Origin of the sequence: Psychrobacillus sp. AK 1817 (assembly GCF_008807035.1) — a bacterium.
GTDB lineage: Bacteria > Bacillota > Bacilli > Bacillales_A > Planococcaceae > Psychrobacillus > Psychrobacillus faecigallinarum.
Genome location: NZ_CP031739.1, coordinates 1635635 through 1650754, shown reverse-complemented (window position 1 = coordinate 1650754; position 15120 = coordinate 1635635). Strand labels below are relative to the sequence as shown.

At 34.8% G+C, this 15120-nt stretch carries 13 protein-coding genes; 12 read left to right on the top strand and 1 reads right to left on the bottom strand.

Annotated features, from left to right (window positions below):
• Positions 1-153 precede the first annotated feature (153 nt).
• Positions 154-1719, bottom strand: coding sequence for an NlpC/P60 family protein (locus D0S48_RS08285; protein ID WP_151111200.1), 1566 nt, complete (start codon positions 1717-1719; stop codon positions 154-156).
• A gap of 383 nt (positions 1720-2102) precedes the next feature.
• Between D0S48_RS08285 and D0S48_RS08280 the strand changes: the two genes are divergently transcribed.
• From D0S48_RS08280 to D0S48_RS08230, 12 genes are all read left to right on the top strand, one after another.
• Entirely contained in the window at positions 2103-3245 is a 1143-nt protein-coding gene (locus D0S48_RS08280; RefSeq protein ID WP_151111198.1) for a hypothetical protein, read from the top strand.
• A gap of 127 nt (positions 3246-3372) precedes the next feature.
• Positions 3373-4053 (top strand): hypothetical protein, encoded by a 681-nt coding sequence (locus tag D0S48_RS08275; RefSeq protein WP_151111196.1) that lies wholly within the window; start codon positions 3373-3375, stop codon positions 4051-4053.
• A gap of 147 nt (positions 4054-4200) precedes the next feature.
• On the top strand, positions 4201-4929 hold the full coding sequence (locus D0S48_RS08270) for a YveK family protein (protein ID WP_144540371.1): 729 nt from the start codon (positions 4201-4203) through the stop codon (positions 4927-4929).
• Position 4930: 1 nt separating this feature from the next.
• Positions 4931-5641 carry a CpsD/CapB family tyrosine-protein kinase gene (locus tag D0S48_RS08265; RefSeq protein WP_151111194.1) on the top strand — a complete coding sequence of 237 codons (711 nt, stop codon included), beginning with the start codon at positions 4931-4933 and terminating at the stop codon, positions 5639-5641.
• Positions 5642-5696: 55 nt separating this feature from the next.
• Positions 5697-6464 carry a tyrosine-protein phosphatase gene (locus D0S48_RS08260; protein WP_151111192.1) on the top strand — a complete coding sequence of 256 codons (768 nt, stop codon included), beginning with the start codon at positions 5697-5699 and terminating at the stop codon, positions 6462-6464.
• Positions 6465-6984: 520 nt separating this feature from the next.
• Complete coding sequence (locus D0S48_RS08255) at positions 6985-8817, top strand: polysaccharide biosynthesis protein (protein WP_151111190.1); 1833 nt, start codon at positions 6985-6987, stop codon at positions 8815-8817.
• A 109-nt stretch (positions 8818-8926) separates the two neighbouring features.
• Complete coding sequence (locus tag D0S48_RS20600) at positions 8927-10042, top strand: DegT/DnrJ/EryC1/StrS family aminotransferase (protein ID WP_191963895.1); 1116 nt, start codon at positions 8927-8929, stop codon at positions 10040-10042.
• Positions 10043-10045: 3 nt separating this feature from the next.
• Positions 10046-10681 carry a sugar transferase gene (locus D0S48_RS20595; protein ID WP_225215886.1) on the top strand — a complete coding sequence of 212 codons (636 nt, stop codon included), beginning with the start codon at positions 10046-10048 and terminating at the stop codon, positions 10679-10681.
• 26 nt (positions 10682-10707) lie between these two features.
• Positions 10708-11340, top strand: a complete 633-nt coding sequence (locus tag D0S48_RS08245) for an acetyltransferase (RefSeq protein ID WP_151111188.1) — start codon at positions 10708-10710, stop codon at positions 11338-11340.
• Positions 11341-11375: 35 nt separating this feature from the next.
• Complete coding sequence (locus D0S48_RS08240) at positions 11376-12665, top strand: phenylacetate--CoA ligase family protein (RefSeq protein WP_151111186.1); 1290 nt, start codon at positions 11376-11378, stop codon at positions 12663-12665.
• Positions 12666-12692: 27 nt separating this feature from the next.
• Positions 12693-13931 (top strand): glycosyltransferase family 4 protein, encoded by a 1239-nt coding sequence (locus tag D0S48_RS08235; protein WP_144540359.1) that lies wholly within the window; start codon positions 12693-12695, stop codon positions 13929-13931.
• Positions 13932-13977: 46 nt separating this feature from the next.
• Entirely contained in the window at positions 13978-15102 is a 1125-nt protein-coding gene (locus D0S48_RS08230; RefSeq protein ID WP_151111184.1) for a glycosyltransferase family 4 protein, read from the top strand.
• Positions 15103-15120: the final 18 nt, after the last annotated feature.

Genomic DNA, 15120 nt, shown 5'->3' with positions numbered 1-15120 from the left:
CCTATCTATCATACTTACTGAGTTTACACGTAAAAAGTTTCAACATTATTCCTGATTGCGCAAATTCGGCTTCTTTAAATAGCTTAGGAATTCAAATTAAAAAAACTGCTGCCTTAGCCGCAGCAGTTTAACTGAATTTTTTCCTCCATCCAATCAGTCCAAATATCTCCGCGCACCTTCATAATTCGTCTTAAATGTCCCAACATTCATCGACTCAATTTTTACCTTAGAGGAGGAGCTAGGGGCATGGAGCATTTTACCTTCTCCGATGTAAAGACCCACGTGATATACCTTTCCTTTTCCTCGATTACCTGCAAAAAACACTAAATCTCCTGGTTGAAGGTTAGCCTTTGACACAGCTTTCCCTTTTGTTGCTTGAACAAAGGAGTCTCTTGGAATGATGATTCCGTGATTTTTGTAGACAGAGTAGATGATGCCTGAACAATCATATCCAAAGGAGGAGGTGCCACCCCAGAGATATGGGAGGTCTAGGAACATTTTGGCACTATTTACGATATCCTTTTGATTTGGTTTAGGGATAGATTGATAGTTTTTATATAATTTCGCTTCTTTTTTTTGCATGTACTTCACGCCGTTTTGTGGAGTTTGCACGTGTAGCCAATCGCCTTCTTCCTTGATGACTGGAAGGATAGTAGAGTAGCTGAGACTGATGTATTTATTTTTTTTTGCAGTATCGCTATAAAGCATGGTGCTTTTTGCATTTACTACTGCAATGGAGCAATCTGAATAATCCTTAGTTGTTTCTATTATATGTGATTTTGGCACCCAGCCCGGATAGCCTTCCTTTTGGTTAGGAACATATTGGTCCTTTACAGCTATTTTGACCCAGTTGCCACTAGTTTTCAAAATGGTTACTTCATCTCCAAACAATGCTTGGGTGTCGACTCTATTAACCAACCACCATTTTTCCTTTAGACTCATATTTTTTGTCCATTTATGAATGTCTACAGGAGCCGTTATAGACGGTTTATCTACAGTACGATAAGCGTTTGGCAGCTTCCACAGTGTAGTGACTTGAACATTTACTTTCACTATTTTTTTATTGCTAGGTTTCTCACAGGACTTAGTAGGAGGAACAGCAGGAGTGGGGGTCTTACGTAAATCTGGCTGAAGGCTACGTGCTAACCAAACAGCAAAGTCTCCTCTTGTTACATTTTCTAATGGTCTAAAAGTATTGTCGGAAGAGGTGCTAATGATATTGTGGAATTGCAGTGTTTTTATATCATCCGTCACCCAATATTCCGGTAGTACATCTTTAAAGGTCTTCGGAACAGTTCCGGTCAATCCAAATGCTCGAACAAGAAAAACCGCAGCTTCTCCTCTAGAAAACGGCTGCTCTCTATTAAATGCACCTTCTTCATCGAGGCTCATAATCCCCTTTTCTACTACAGCTGCAATGATTGGATAGCTAGCGTGATCTGAATCTAGATCCGTCACTATTACTTCAAATGGTTTAGTAGTATCAAGGTCAAGTGCTTCGACGAATAATTCAGCAGCCTCTAAGCGAGTCATATCCTTATTTATACCAAAATTACTAGACGAATTTGCAACAATAATACCTTTTGCAACTAAGAAATTAAAGGCGGATTTGTCTGGATGGGTATCCACAATATCCTTATATAGTGCAGCGGCTGATGCGGTAGTGAAAGAGGACAATAGCAGAACAAACAAGGTGACAATCATGATGATTTTCTTCAAATTCTTGCTCCTTTCCTATTAACAACTATATATACCGAATGGTTGTTTATAAATCTATTATATGGTTTAAAATGGAAAAATAAAATGCTATTTTATCCCTAAAAAATGAAATTAATAAAATCTTATGACTTTAATATACTACTAATTACTAAAAATTAATTTTATAGTAATGAATATATTGAATGATAAATATCCTAAAAAAGGAATTTGTAAAATAGATATAATTTACCATAGTTAATTAAATTATCCATATAAATGGTACGAAAATTGTGAATTTATGGGGTTTTTGTTTGAAATTTGTCGAAACGGATAGTACTATGAAGCTGTTGAAATATATTGGTCATTCTCAACAGACTTTACTATTAGATAAGAGGAGGAGTAATATGACAAGGATTTGGAAACAAACGGCAGCAGCAGTATTGTTAACATCTTCAGTTCTATCATTTTCATCCGTGGCTTATGGGAACACATCAAATGTAATTCGATCCATTGAGGCAACAAAAGCTGAATTGAATCGAAGCACGACACATTATGTTTACCCGGCGTTGGAAGACAAATTGGTACCAAGTAACTCACTTAATTCATCGTTAAATAGTGCAAAGAAGAACTACCAACATACTAGAAATCTGATAGCTTCGTCTACCTATTCTTCTTCACAAAAGCAATCATATCTAAGAGATTTAGATGCACTCTACGATGAGAAGATATCAAAAGGATTGGTTCCATATATTGACGCATATAATTACGCAACAAAATATCTTGTACCTATTATGAATAATATTAACAATGCTCAATCTAGGAATGATTTTGCAACAGTTGAAAAAGAATATCATAAATTATCCTACCAGCTAAAAGGTAGAACAGCTATCTTATATAGATTTTCAGGTAAGGCAGCTCGAGATTTGTTACTTGAGCAGTACAAAAAGCCAGCTGATGCTAAGCGCGCTGAGCTAATGGTTCCTGTAACTATTTATATGAAAACTGTTAAAATTAACGATTTCTTAGCTGCGAGTAAACTTATAGAAGCCCAAGCTTCCTACAATGAAATTAATACTCTTTTAAGCAGTCTACCATCTTCCACGAACAATCCGTTTATAACGGCATTATTAGAGGAGGTAGCTAAAGCTAAAAAAGCAATTGATAATGCAGCTAATCCGCTACAACAAGAGATTCTTAACTCTAAAATTGCTAACTTAGTCACAACATTAAACGCAGCTCAAAGTAATATTGCTACGTTAGAATCAACTGGACTGAACGCTGTAACTGTGACAGTTAAGGCTGATGCAAAACCAGAGGATGTAGCGAATTATTTAGGGCAAGATCTTTTTAATAATGTGGTTAGTCAATTGGGAGTAACTCATGTTAATGGTTTCACTCCTCTTTCACCAGAGGGACTGGCTTACATTAAAGCACAGGTTCCTGGAGCTGACTCATTGGAAGATGTAAAAGGAAAAACAATTTCACTTCCTTTAACAGTAAACAATGGCGCGCCGATGAATGTGGATTTTACCATTACATTTAAATAAGTTACTAATCTATTAGGCCCACCACATATAAAAAGTGGTGGGTTTTTATACATAATGTTGGCATATTATATACTATTAGAATATTTATCATGCTAAACTAAGGTTACTTTTCAGGAGGGATATATCAATGAAGAAGTTGAAGATTTTTGCTATTATTGTCCTTGTTTTAATTATCGCAGGGGGCAGTTATTTACTGTATACGTTTAAATTTAAGGAATATGATGTTGCAGATGACGAAGTAAAAGAAATTGTAGAAAAAGAACCGTATAAAGTAGAGCTGCCAGGTGGAGCTACTATTTCTATGGATGAAAATGGTGAAGTGATAGAAGAAGAGGGAACAAGTGGAGAAACTGCAGGGAACAATGCTGTCGATGGAAATGGAGAGAGCTCCAATAACGTAACTGGAAATGATGGTGCCGATAATTCTTCAGGGACAAGCTCTGGTTCCTCCAATGAAACTACGGTTGCTGCGATTAAAGAAAAATATACACCTGCTTTAGAAGGATTAGAGGATCAAGCAGATACGAAAGTAAATGCCTTGATTGTTAAAGCTAAAAAAGAATACGTAGACAAACAAGCAAATGGCGAAAAAATTAATGTTGGATATTTTTATAACAAATATATGGCTGCTGCAAAGGATTTAGAAGGAAACACAGACAAAGTGTTTGATGCAGTTTTGAATGCCGTAGAAAAAGACTTAGCAGCAAATGGCTTTGATAAGACTGAAGCTAAAGCAATGGAAGAAGAATATGAAGCAAAAAAGAAAGCCCGACGAGATAGTATATTGAAAAAGGCTTTAGGAAATTAAACTATTGAATAAATATTCATTTAGTTTGCATAAGGGTAGTAAGGATTGTTATCAGTAGTTTTAATAAGTTTGACTATGATAGAATAATATAAACTTTTTAGCATTGTCTAATTTAGTAATAAACGATAGAAGGAGTTATCAATTTGAATGGAAGAAACAATAACACTTCAAGATATTTTTAAAACACTTAAAAAGCGATTATCATTAATTATAATATTGACGATAATTGCACTAGCTATCAGTGCGGTAGTGAGCTATTTTGTTATAACTCCTATTTACCAATCGTCAACACAGATCTTAATAAATCAAGAGAAAACAGAGGTAAATACGTTTAGTTCACAGGATATAGAAACCAATCTTCAACTTATTAATACATATAATGTGATTATTAAAAGTCCAGCGATCTTATCATTAGTAATTGATGAGTTGGATTTAAATACTACACCTGCTGCCTTGACCAATAAAATTACAGTAAATAATGCAGAGGATTCGCAAGTAGTCAATATTACGGTTCAAGATCCTGATCCTCAAAGAGCGGTGGATATTGCTAATAAAACTGCTCAGGTTTTTCAAGCACAAATAAAGACTCTGATGCAAGTAGATAATGTTAGTGTTCTCACTCCAGCTGTTCTTGGAGATAATCCCTCACCTGTTAAGCCAGATCCAATGTTAAACATGGCAATAGCAGCGGTAATTGGTCTGATGCTTGGAGTAGGGCTTGCTTTTCTATTAGAATATTTAGATACGACTGTAAAAACAGAAGAAGATATAGAAGAATTATTAAACCTGCCTGTGTTAGGTTTAATCAGTAATATTTCAGAAAAAGATCTTCAAGACACCAAACTAGAAGTTATCGATAGACGAAAGAGGTTGTGAAATGCCAACTAACAAAAAGAAAAATAAACCATTATTGACTGCAGCTAGAAAGCTGATCACATCATCTAATCCTAAGGCAATTGTTTCAGAACAATTTAGAACGCTAAGAACAAATATCAACTTCTCAATGCCAGACAAGGAAATAAAATCTATGTTATTTACTTCTGCCTCGCCTAGTGAGGGGAAATCCACAGTGGCTGCAAATAGTGCTGTGGTATTTGCACAGGAAGGAAAGAGAGTGCTTCTGATTGACGGTGATATGCGAAAGCCAACAGTGCATTATACTTTTCATCTAACCAACACTTTAGGTCTTTCTAATTTGCTTACGCGTCAAGCTCTTTTAGAGGAAGTTATTAAGCATGATGATGTACAAAATTTAGATATAATTACATGTGGCCCAATTCCTCCGAACCCAGCTGAATTGCTTGGTTCTAAGACGATGGAAAAGGTCCTGGAAGACTTGAAAGAAAAATACGATATGATTATTTTTGATGCTCCTCCTGTATTATCAGTAACCGATGCACAAATATTATCTAATTTATGTGATGGTACAGTTATCGTGTTAAGTGCAGGAAAAACAGAAAAGGATGCACTATTGAAGGCTAAAGAAGCATTAATTTCTTCCAAGGCAAATATTTTGGGGGCGGTTTTAAATAACTATGTCCTTCAAAAAGATCATTACTACTATCAATATTATGGATCTGAAGAGTGATTGGGAACCATCCTAATCACTCGTTTTTCTATTTAAATTGAATGGAGGTTATATTATGGTAGATATCCACGCACATATTCTTCCGGGAGTTGATGATGGTCCTGAAACGTTGGTAGAATCGCTTGGCCTTGTATATCAAGCGGTAAAAGAAGGTATTACAGATATTATTGTGACCCCGCATGCATATCATCCACAATATAATGTGCTGAAGGAAGCTGTAGTAGAAAAATACAATAATATCAAAGATGAAATAGCTAAAGAAAATTTGCAAATAAAATTGCACCTAGGGCAAGAAATAAGAATTGGGGATTCTATCGTAGAACAACTGAGAGAAGGGAGTGCTTTAACATTAGCTGGTTCAAAATATGTTTTGTTAGAGCTACCATCATCGAATGTGCCCAATTATACGATAGCTATCATTCAAGAAATATTAAGCATGGGAAAAGTACCGGTCATTGCACATCCCGAAAGAAATAAAGCTATCGCAGAAAAACCGAGTAGATTACTTAAGCTTATAAATCATGGTGCTATCTCTCAAATTACAGCAGGTAGCTTAGCAGGACACTTCGGTAAAAGTATACAGAAAACCTCTATACAGCTAATAGATTGTAATTTAGTCCATACGTATGGTTCCGATGTGCATAGCAAAAAAACAAGACCATTCTTATTTGATGCAGGACTATGCTATCTAGAAAAGCAAAAAAAGCTAGATACTGTAGATATTTTTCTAGAAAACAATGCAAGAATTGTAGAAAATAAAGAAGTTATTCTTTTAGAACCAACGGAACCCACTCCTAAGAAATGGTGGAGCTTTATCGGATAACAATAACTATTCTTTTATCATTTTTTTAATAAGAATTAAAGACATACATGAGAGAGAAATAAGCCATCACCCTCGCACAACAAAAGCGAGGGTGATGGCTTATTACTTTGCCTAATGAATTTCTATATTTGTTTGTTCTCTTTAAGGAAATCTATTCTTAAAAACACTTATTAACATACCCTTTTTCAAGGGAAATAAACTATAAGGTAAGCTAAAACCTTTAAAATAAATTTAGAATCAAATGAACTATTCTGTAAATATAATTGTAAAATAATTGATTTTTATCATAAATAACGGTAAATAATAACAGTTAAAAAGGAATAAAAAGGAGATTAATTAGGATATGTAAGATAAAATTAAAAGGACAAAATACCCGCATAACAGTTATATTTCAATTGCATTACAATAAAATTACAACAAATTTATATCCAAAGTGCTATAATTATGTGCAGTGAGAATAGAAATTATACATAGGTAAAAGAAATAGCTTACATAGGTAAAAGAATAGGAGAGTGACACGATGTCATTAAAGCGAAGAATGTCGATGCTGATATTAGTCGATTCATGTATAGTGTTATTTTCAATATACATCGGCTATTTTCTACTGCATCCAATCGATAATCCATTTACGGATGTATTATTATTGATTAGTTCGCTTACGATATTTGTAGCGCATCACAGTTTTGCAATGTATTACGGACTGTATCGGAAGGTATGGGAATATGCATCCGTGAAAGAATTATTGTCGATATTTAAGGCAGTAACTTTCTCCATACTAACAGTCGCTCTTATCCAAGTAATCGTAACGGGAGACGTACTTGTTAGAGCATTATTCGTTACATGGATGTTGCATATGCTACTAATTGGTGGGACAAGATTATCTTGGAGAGTGCTTAGAGACACCTTCATAAGTGGGCAAAATTTAAAAGGCTCTAAAAAAAGGACGCTTATTATTGGCGCAGGTGCAGCTGGGACAATGATTGCTCGACAATTATTGAAGAATGCGAACTCGCCGCTTAAGCCAATTGCTTTTTTAGATGATGATATAACTAAAAAGGGATTGGATATCTTTAACATGAGAGTGTTAGGTGGAACCGACATAATTGAGGATGTAGTCTTGGATCAGAACATTGAGCACATTATTATTGCTATTCCTTCAATGGAAAAGACGCGTCGTGCAATGCTTTTACAGCTATGCTTAGATACTGGTGTTCGTACGCAAACAATGCCTCTTATAGAAGACTTACTAACAGGGAAAGTATCAATCAATGAAATAAGAGATGTGAGAATTGAGGACTTACTTGGTCGTGACGAAGTAGAACTTGACCTTGAAACAATTTCATCTAAACTAACTAACAAAACTATTCTCATTACTGGAGCGGGCGGCTCCATTGGTTCAGAGATTTGTAGACAAGTAGCCAGATTCAATCCAAAGGCAATTATTCTACTCGGTCACGGAGAAAATTCTATCTATACTATAGACATGGAATTGCGACAAAAGGTTTCCATGATTACAAAAATAATTCCGATAATCGCAGATGTTCAAGATCGTGGTCGCATTTTCGACATTGTATCGGAGTATAAACCTGATGTAATTTATCACGCAGCTGCACATAAGCATGTTCCATTGATGGAACACAATCCAATGGAAGCCGTAAAAAACAATATTTTCGGCACAAAAAATATTGCTGAGGCAGCAGATGTGTTCGGAGTAGAATACTTCGTTATGATTTCTACTGATAAAGCAGTAAATCCACCGAATATTATGGGTGCTACCAAACGTTTCGCAGAGATGGTTGTGCAAAATCTTGCTAAAGAGAGTAAGACGAAATTTGCAGCGGTTCGCTTTGGTAATGTTCTTGGATCTCGTGGTAGTGTAGTGCCACTCTTTAAAAAACAAATTGCTGTAGGCGGGCCAATAACTGTCACAGACCCAGAAATGACGAGGTATTTCATGACAATACCCGAAGCTTCTAGACTTGTTCTTCAAGCGGGGAGCTTAGCTAGCGGGGGAGAAGTATTTGTTCTAGATATGGGCGAGCCGGTTAAAATTGTTGACCTAGCTAAAAATTTAATTAAGCTCTCTGGCTATAGAGAAGATGAAATAGGTATAGAGTTTTCAGGTATTAGACCGGGAGAAAAATTGTATGAAGAGCTCTTAAGCGAAAATGAGATTCAAAGCAGATTTATCTTTCCAAAAATTCATATTGGAAAGGCAAATCCAATCAGTCAGTCTGAATTGAAATACGTGATGGAGAAGCTTCCTCATATGAACAATGCAACACTTAAAGAAACGTTAATAGGATTAGCGAATCATAAGTTTGTCGACTCCCCTATTAAGGAACACGTTTAAAAGATAAATCTTTATAAATTTGAGAAAACATTATGTTTGGAAATAAGGTTAGATGTATGAATGTTGAAAACCTATCCAGATGCTATTTAAATAGGAAGGAAGTCAAATAATGAATGAAAGAATTTTCCTTTCGTCTCCTCATATGAGTGAGGAAGGATATGAAATGCAATATGTGAAAGAAGCATTTGATACTAACTGGATTGCTCCATTAGGAGAAAATGTAAATAATTTTGAAATAGAACTTGCTGCAAAGGTGGGCTCGAAATCAGCAGCAGCTCTATCATCTGGAACAGCCGCGATCCATCTGGCGCTAAAGGCTGCGGGAGTAGGGGAAGGGGACATTGTATTTTGTCCGACACTAACATTTTCTGCTACTGCTAATCCTATTATCTATCAAAATGCAATACCTGTTTTTATAGATAGTGATCATGAAACGTGGAATATGTGTCCAAAAGCGTTGGAAGAGGCTTTTGCTAAGTATCCTAATGTTAAAGCTGTTATAGTGGTTCATTTATATGGTTTATCTGCCGATATGGACAAAATAGTAGCGCTTTGCAATAAGCATAATGTTGCTTTAATAGAGGATGCAGCAGAATCGTTAGGAACATATTATAAAGGCCAGCATACAGGGACCTTTGGTGACTATGGTATTTTTTCTTTTAATGGAAATAAAATCATCACTACTTCAGGTGGTGGAATGCTCGTATCTAACAATGAAGAGAGAATTGAAAAAGCAAGATTCTGGGCTACCCAATCTAGAGATCAAGCTAGGCATTATCAACATAGTGAGCTCGGTTACAATTATCGAATGAGCAACGTGGTTGCTGGAATTGGTAGAGGGCAGCTTAAGGTCTTGGATAAGAGAGTGGAAAAGAAAAATTACATATTTAATTTTTACAAACAAGAGCTCAGCGGTCTAGATGGTATAGAATTTATGCCTAGTAATGAATGGGACAAGCCTAACTACTGGTTAAGCGCCTTAACTTTAAATGGACATGTTAGACCGATTGATGTTATGCAAGCCCTAGAAAACGAAAATATTGAATCTAGACCAGTATGGAAGCCAATGCATTTGCAACCGTTCTTTGAAAAATATGACTATATCGGTAGTGATGTTTCGGAAAATCTATTTAATAATGGAGTTTGCTTGCCATCTGATTCGAAAATAACAGATTCAGAACTAGAGAGAGTTACTAAGACTATAAAGAGGATTTGGGAGGCATAACTCATGAGGCAAAAAGATGGGATTTACAAAAAGCTCATTAAAAGACCATTAGATTTTATCGTTTCCCTTACGATGCTTATCATCCTTAGTCCTCTACTGCTAGTCGTGGCGATTCTCGTTAGAAACAAATTAGGGAGTCCGATTTTATTTAAACAAAATAGACCTGGTTTACATGAAAAGGTTTTTACAATGTATAAATTTCGAACAATGACAGAGGAGAGAGATGAACATGGAGAGCTGTTACCCGACCATGTAAGGCTTACTCGCTTCGGGAAATTCCTCCGTTCTACTTCCATAGATGAACTACCAGAGCTTTTAAATATATTAAAAGGAGATATGTCCTTTATTGGTCCACGACCTTTATTGGTTGAGTATCTTAATTTATATAATGAAGAGCAAAGAAAAAGACATAATGTTCGTCCAGGTTTGTCTGGTCTTGCCCAAGTAAGTGGTCGAAATTCACTTAGCTGGGAAGACAAATTCAATTTAGATGTTAAATATGTAAAGAATATATCTTTTCTAGAGGATCTTAAGATTATATTTATGACAATTAAAAAAGTGTTTGTAAAAGAAGGCATCAACTTCGACAATACTAAAACAAATAATCGATTTCAAGGAACTGGAAGTAATCAAAAATGAACCAAATTTGAACTCGAGGGTGACATATGAAAAAGCTTTTTATAATAGGTAGTGGTGGTTTTAGTAAGCAGGTTATAGAAATTGTAGAAAAGCTAAACGTAAATGAAGAAAGATATAAACTCTTAGGTTTAATAGATGATAATGAAAATCTCGTAGGAAGCAATATAATGGGCTATGAGATTCTTGGTACAACCGATTATTTGAAAGAATACTCAGAGCAAAATGAAGTATTTGGTGTGATAGCAATAGCTAATTGTAACGTCCGAAAGCTCCTAGTTAAAAAATTAACATCCGTTAACTGGCTAAACTTAATCCATCCAGACGCTATAGTAAGTAACTATATTCAACTGGGAAAGGGTAATATTGTTTGCGCCGGTGTGATTATTAATCCTGATTGCTATATTGAAGATCATTGTCATATCAATATAGGAACAACCATGGGACATGATATACAAATGGAGAGTTTTGTCACAGTCATGCCTGGAAGTCGAATCTCCGGTAATGTTACTCTAAAGGATTGCTCAATGATTGGGACTGGTTCTACTATTTTGCAGGGCTTGACTATCGAGGAAAACGTAACTATTGGTGCTGGTGCAGTAGTCACAAAAAATACAAGTGCTAATGGTCTGTATAAGGGTTTACCAGCTAAGAGATATTAGATAAATAGAAGGCGATTAAATGAAGGGTGATTATAATGGTAAGAAAGACTCTTAGAGGAACTGTGTTTTGGGGAATGGATGCATTAAAAGGTAAGACAATCAAACAGAACTATAATGATATTAAACAAATAATGGAAAGTAATACTTCGAATCTTAAACAGCTTCAGTCAATTTGCAATCATGCATATGATACTGTCCCTTTTTACAATCCATTAAAGTCATCCAATTTCAGTGATTTACCTGTTGTAACAAAAAACCATTATAAAGAAATGTATACATCTTTTCAATCTCAAAAACATTTGAATAATGTATATCATCAAATGTCCACTAGTGGTTCCACTGGAACTCCTTTTACGGTAAATCAAGACAGAGCTAAGCGTGAGAGAACGATGGCAGAGGTAATCTATTTCAATGAAATAGAAGGACAGACACTTGGTCAAAAATATATGTATTTTAAAGCTTGGCCGGAAAAGAAAACTACAATTGAAAAGCTTAAACAAAATTTAGTTCCTATAGACATATTGCGATTAGATGAAGAGGCATTAGAAAGTATTCGAAGAACATTACAGAACGATAAGCATATTAATAGCTGCTTGGCCTATGCTTCTTCCTATGAAATTCTAAGTAATTATATATATGAAAAAGGCGATACACCGGATATGTATAATTTAAAGGTTATCTTTTCTAGTTCCTCGTTATTAAAAGAAGAAACGAGAGAAAAGCTAGAGAAGATTTTTGGTTGTCCTATTATCGACAGATATTCCAATCAAGAAAATGGGATTTTAGCCCAGACAAAATCTAATGATAGAGTGTTTAGGGTAAATAGAGCAAGCTACTTTATTGAATTATTAAAGTTAGATAGTGATGAACCGGTAAACCCTGGAGAACTAGGGCGGATAGTTGTCACAGATTTATATAACCATGCGATGCCTATTATTCGATATGATACAGGAGATTTAGCTATATCAGATGATTTGGATCGTCATAATATTTCTACCTTGAGAAGTATTCAAGGAAGACGAATCGATATGGTGTATGATGCACAAGGAAATGTTTTAACGCCACATACTATAAGCGTACATATGAAACGATATAAAAAATTAAAACAATGGCAATTTATTCAAGAGGATAAAACGTATTATATTTTAAAGGTCAATGGAGCAGAGGGCATTTATGCGGAAAATGATTTTATAGATTCGTTTAAAGGAATTTTAGGTGAGGATGCCCGTATTGATGTGAAGTTTGTAAATGAGATCCCTGTTTTAGCTTCAGGTAAGTTTAAGAATACTATATGTAATTATAAAGTGCCGGAGAAAGTAAAATAATTACATCAAACAGAAGAGGATATGACAATGCAGAAAAAAACAGTATGGATTTTCAATCATTATGCTCATGGTACATACTTCAATAAGGGTGGGCGACATTATTGGTTTGCCAAAAATCTTATTAAAAAAGGTTATGAGCCCACTATTTTTTGTGCAAGCACTAGACATAATAGTGATTCTCAGATATCGATAACGAACGGAACTTACGAGTTAAAGTCTGTAGAGAAAATACCTTATGTTTTTGTGAAAACTACCAAATACAAAAATGGTATAGAACGACTACAAAATATGTGGAATTTCTACAAAAACCTTTTTCCCACTACAAAGGAATATAGTAAAAAGTATGGTAAACCGGATATAATCATTGCTTCTAGTGTACATCCACTAACTCTATTAGCAGGTATTAAGATAGCTAAAAAATTTAATGTTCCCTGCATTTGTGAGATTAGAGATTTATGGCCCGAGACAATTGTCCAATACGGAACTCTTAAAAAGAATAGTTTTGTGGCAAAGCTTTTGTACAAGGGTGAAAAATGGTTATATAAGAAGGCGGACAAGCTTATCTTTACTATTCCAGGAGGAAAGGATTATGTGGAAGAAATCGGACTCGACTCATCTAAAGTAAGATACATAAACAATGGTGTGGATTTAGAAGAGTATAATAAAAACAAAAACGAGTTCATTTACTCTGACGACAATCTTGATAATCCTTCTACTTTCAAAGTTCTTTATACGGGTAGCATGGGCGTAGCTAATGAATTAACCTATTTAGTAAAAGCAGCAGAGGAAATCCAAAATAAAGGAATAGACGATATTCAATTTATCTTATTTGGCCATGGCAGCCAAAGAGAAAAGCTTGAAGAATATGTAGCTAGTAAAGGGTTAACTAATATTGTTTTTAAAGGTAAGGTCGATAAAAAGCTAATTCCTAATATTTTAAGTAAATCTAATTTAAATATATTCACTGGTAAGCATATTCCTTTATATAAGTATGGCTTAAGCTTGAATAAGCTCTTTGATTATATGGCGTCTGGAAAGCCTACGTTGTCCAATATGGAAAATGGCTATGATATATTAACAAAGCAAAACTGTGGGAAAACTGTAAAAGGTGGCTCAGTGGACGCTTTAGTACAAGGTATTTTAGAGTTTTACCATATGGATAAGCAAGAATACAATCAATACTGTCAAAACTCTTTATCAACTATACAGAATTATGACTTTAAAACGCTAACGGATAAATTAGAGAGCATTATTATAGAAAGTTAATCGATTTTTACATACTAGTGAAAGTAACCAATGGGGTGGAGTAAATATGAAGGTTTTACATATAAATTCATATTACGGAGGCGGAATGCTATATAAAAATATATACGATCGCCAAGTAAGAAATGGCATCCCTATTGATGTTTATGTCCCAACCCCTTTTACTACGGACTTATCTCATTTACAGTTAGGGGAATATACAACCGTAAGAAAAAATCATTATAAATTTGATCGTTATTTGTTTTATGTGAAGCATAAAAAAATTTATAAGGATTTAGTAAAAAATTTCAATGTGCAGGATTATTCACTAGTGCATGCACATACTCTCTTTTCTAATGGTTATATTGCTTTGCAGACAAAGAAAAAATTTGGCATCCCTTATGTAGTAGCTGTAAGAAATACAGACGTAAATCAATTTTTTAAACGAAGAGTTTTTTTACGTAGTTTGGGTATTGAGATATTAAAGGAAGCAGAGTCTATTATTTTTCTTTCCGATTCTTATAAAAATATTGTTGTAGAAACTTATGTTGCTGAGAAAGACAAAAAAGAAATCCTAGAAAAGTCTATCGTTATTCCTAACGGGATTGATGAATTTTGGTTCAATAATTTAGGAAATCCTAAAACACTATCTCAGCCTAAAAGTATTAATATAATTTTTATAGGAGCAGTAAACAATAACAAGAATATACTGACCTCAGCGAGAGCGCTTGAGATGTTACAGGGGAGAGGCTACAAAGTTAAGTTCACTGTTGTGGGGAAGATAAGCAATGAACAAGTTTATGAAGAGCTGATGAAGTTTTCTTTCGTAAATTATTTAAAGCCTCAGCCAAAAGAGAGTCTTTTAGAAATATATCGTTCTCATGATATTTTTGTTATGCCATCTTTAACAGAAACTTTTGGACTCGTATATCCAGAAGCTATGAGTCAAGGCTTGCCACTGATTTACTCAAAGGGACAAGGATTTGATGGTCAATTTGAAGAGGGGAAAGTTGGATATCACGTTGATTCTCTTGATCCTACTATGATAGCGGACCGAATAATAGACATTATGAAAAATTATGAGGATATATCAAAAAATTGCTTGGCGCTAGTAGACAATTTTAATTGGGATAGATTGCTGACTCAATATGATGATGTATACGCTAGAGCATTGCAGAATGAATCCAAAAGATAAGAGGAATGTGAATAATTT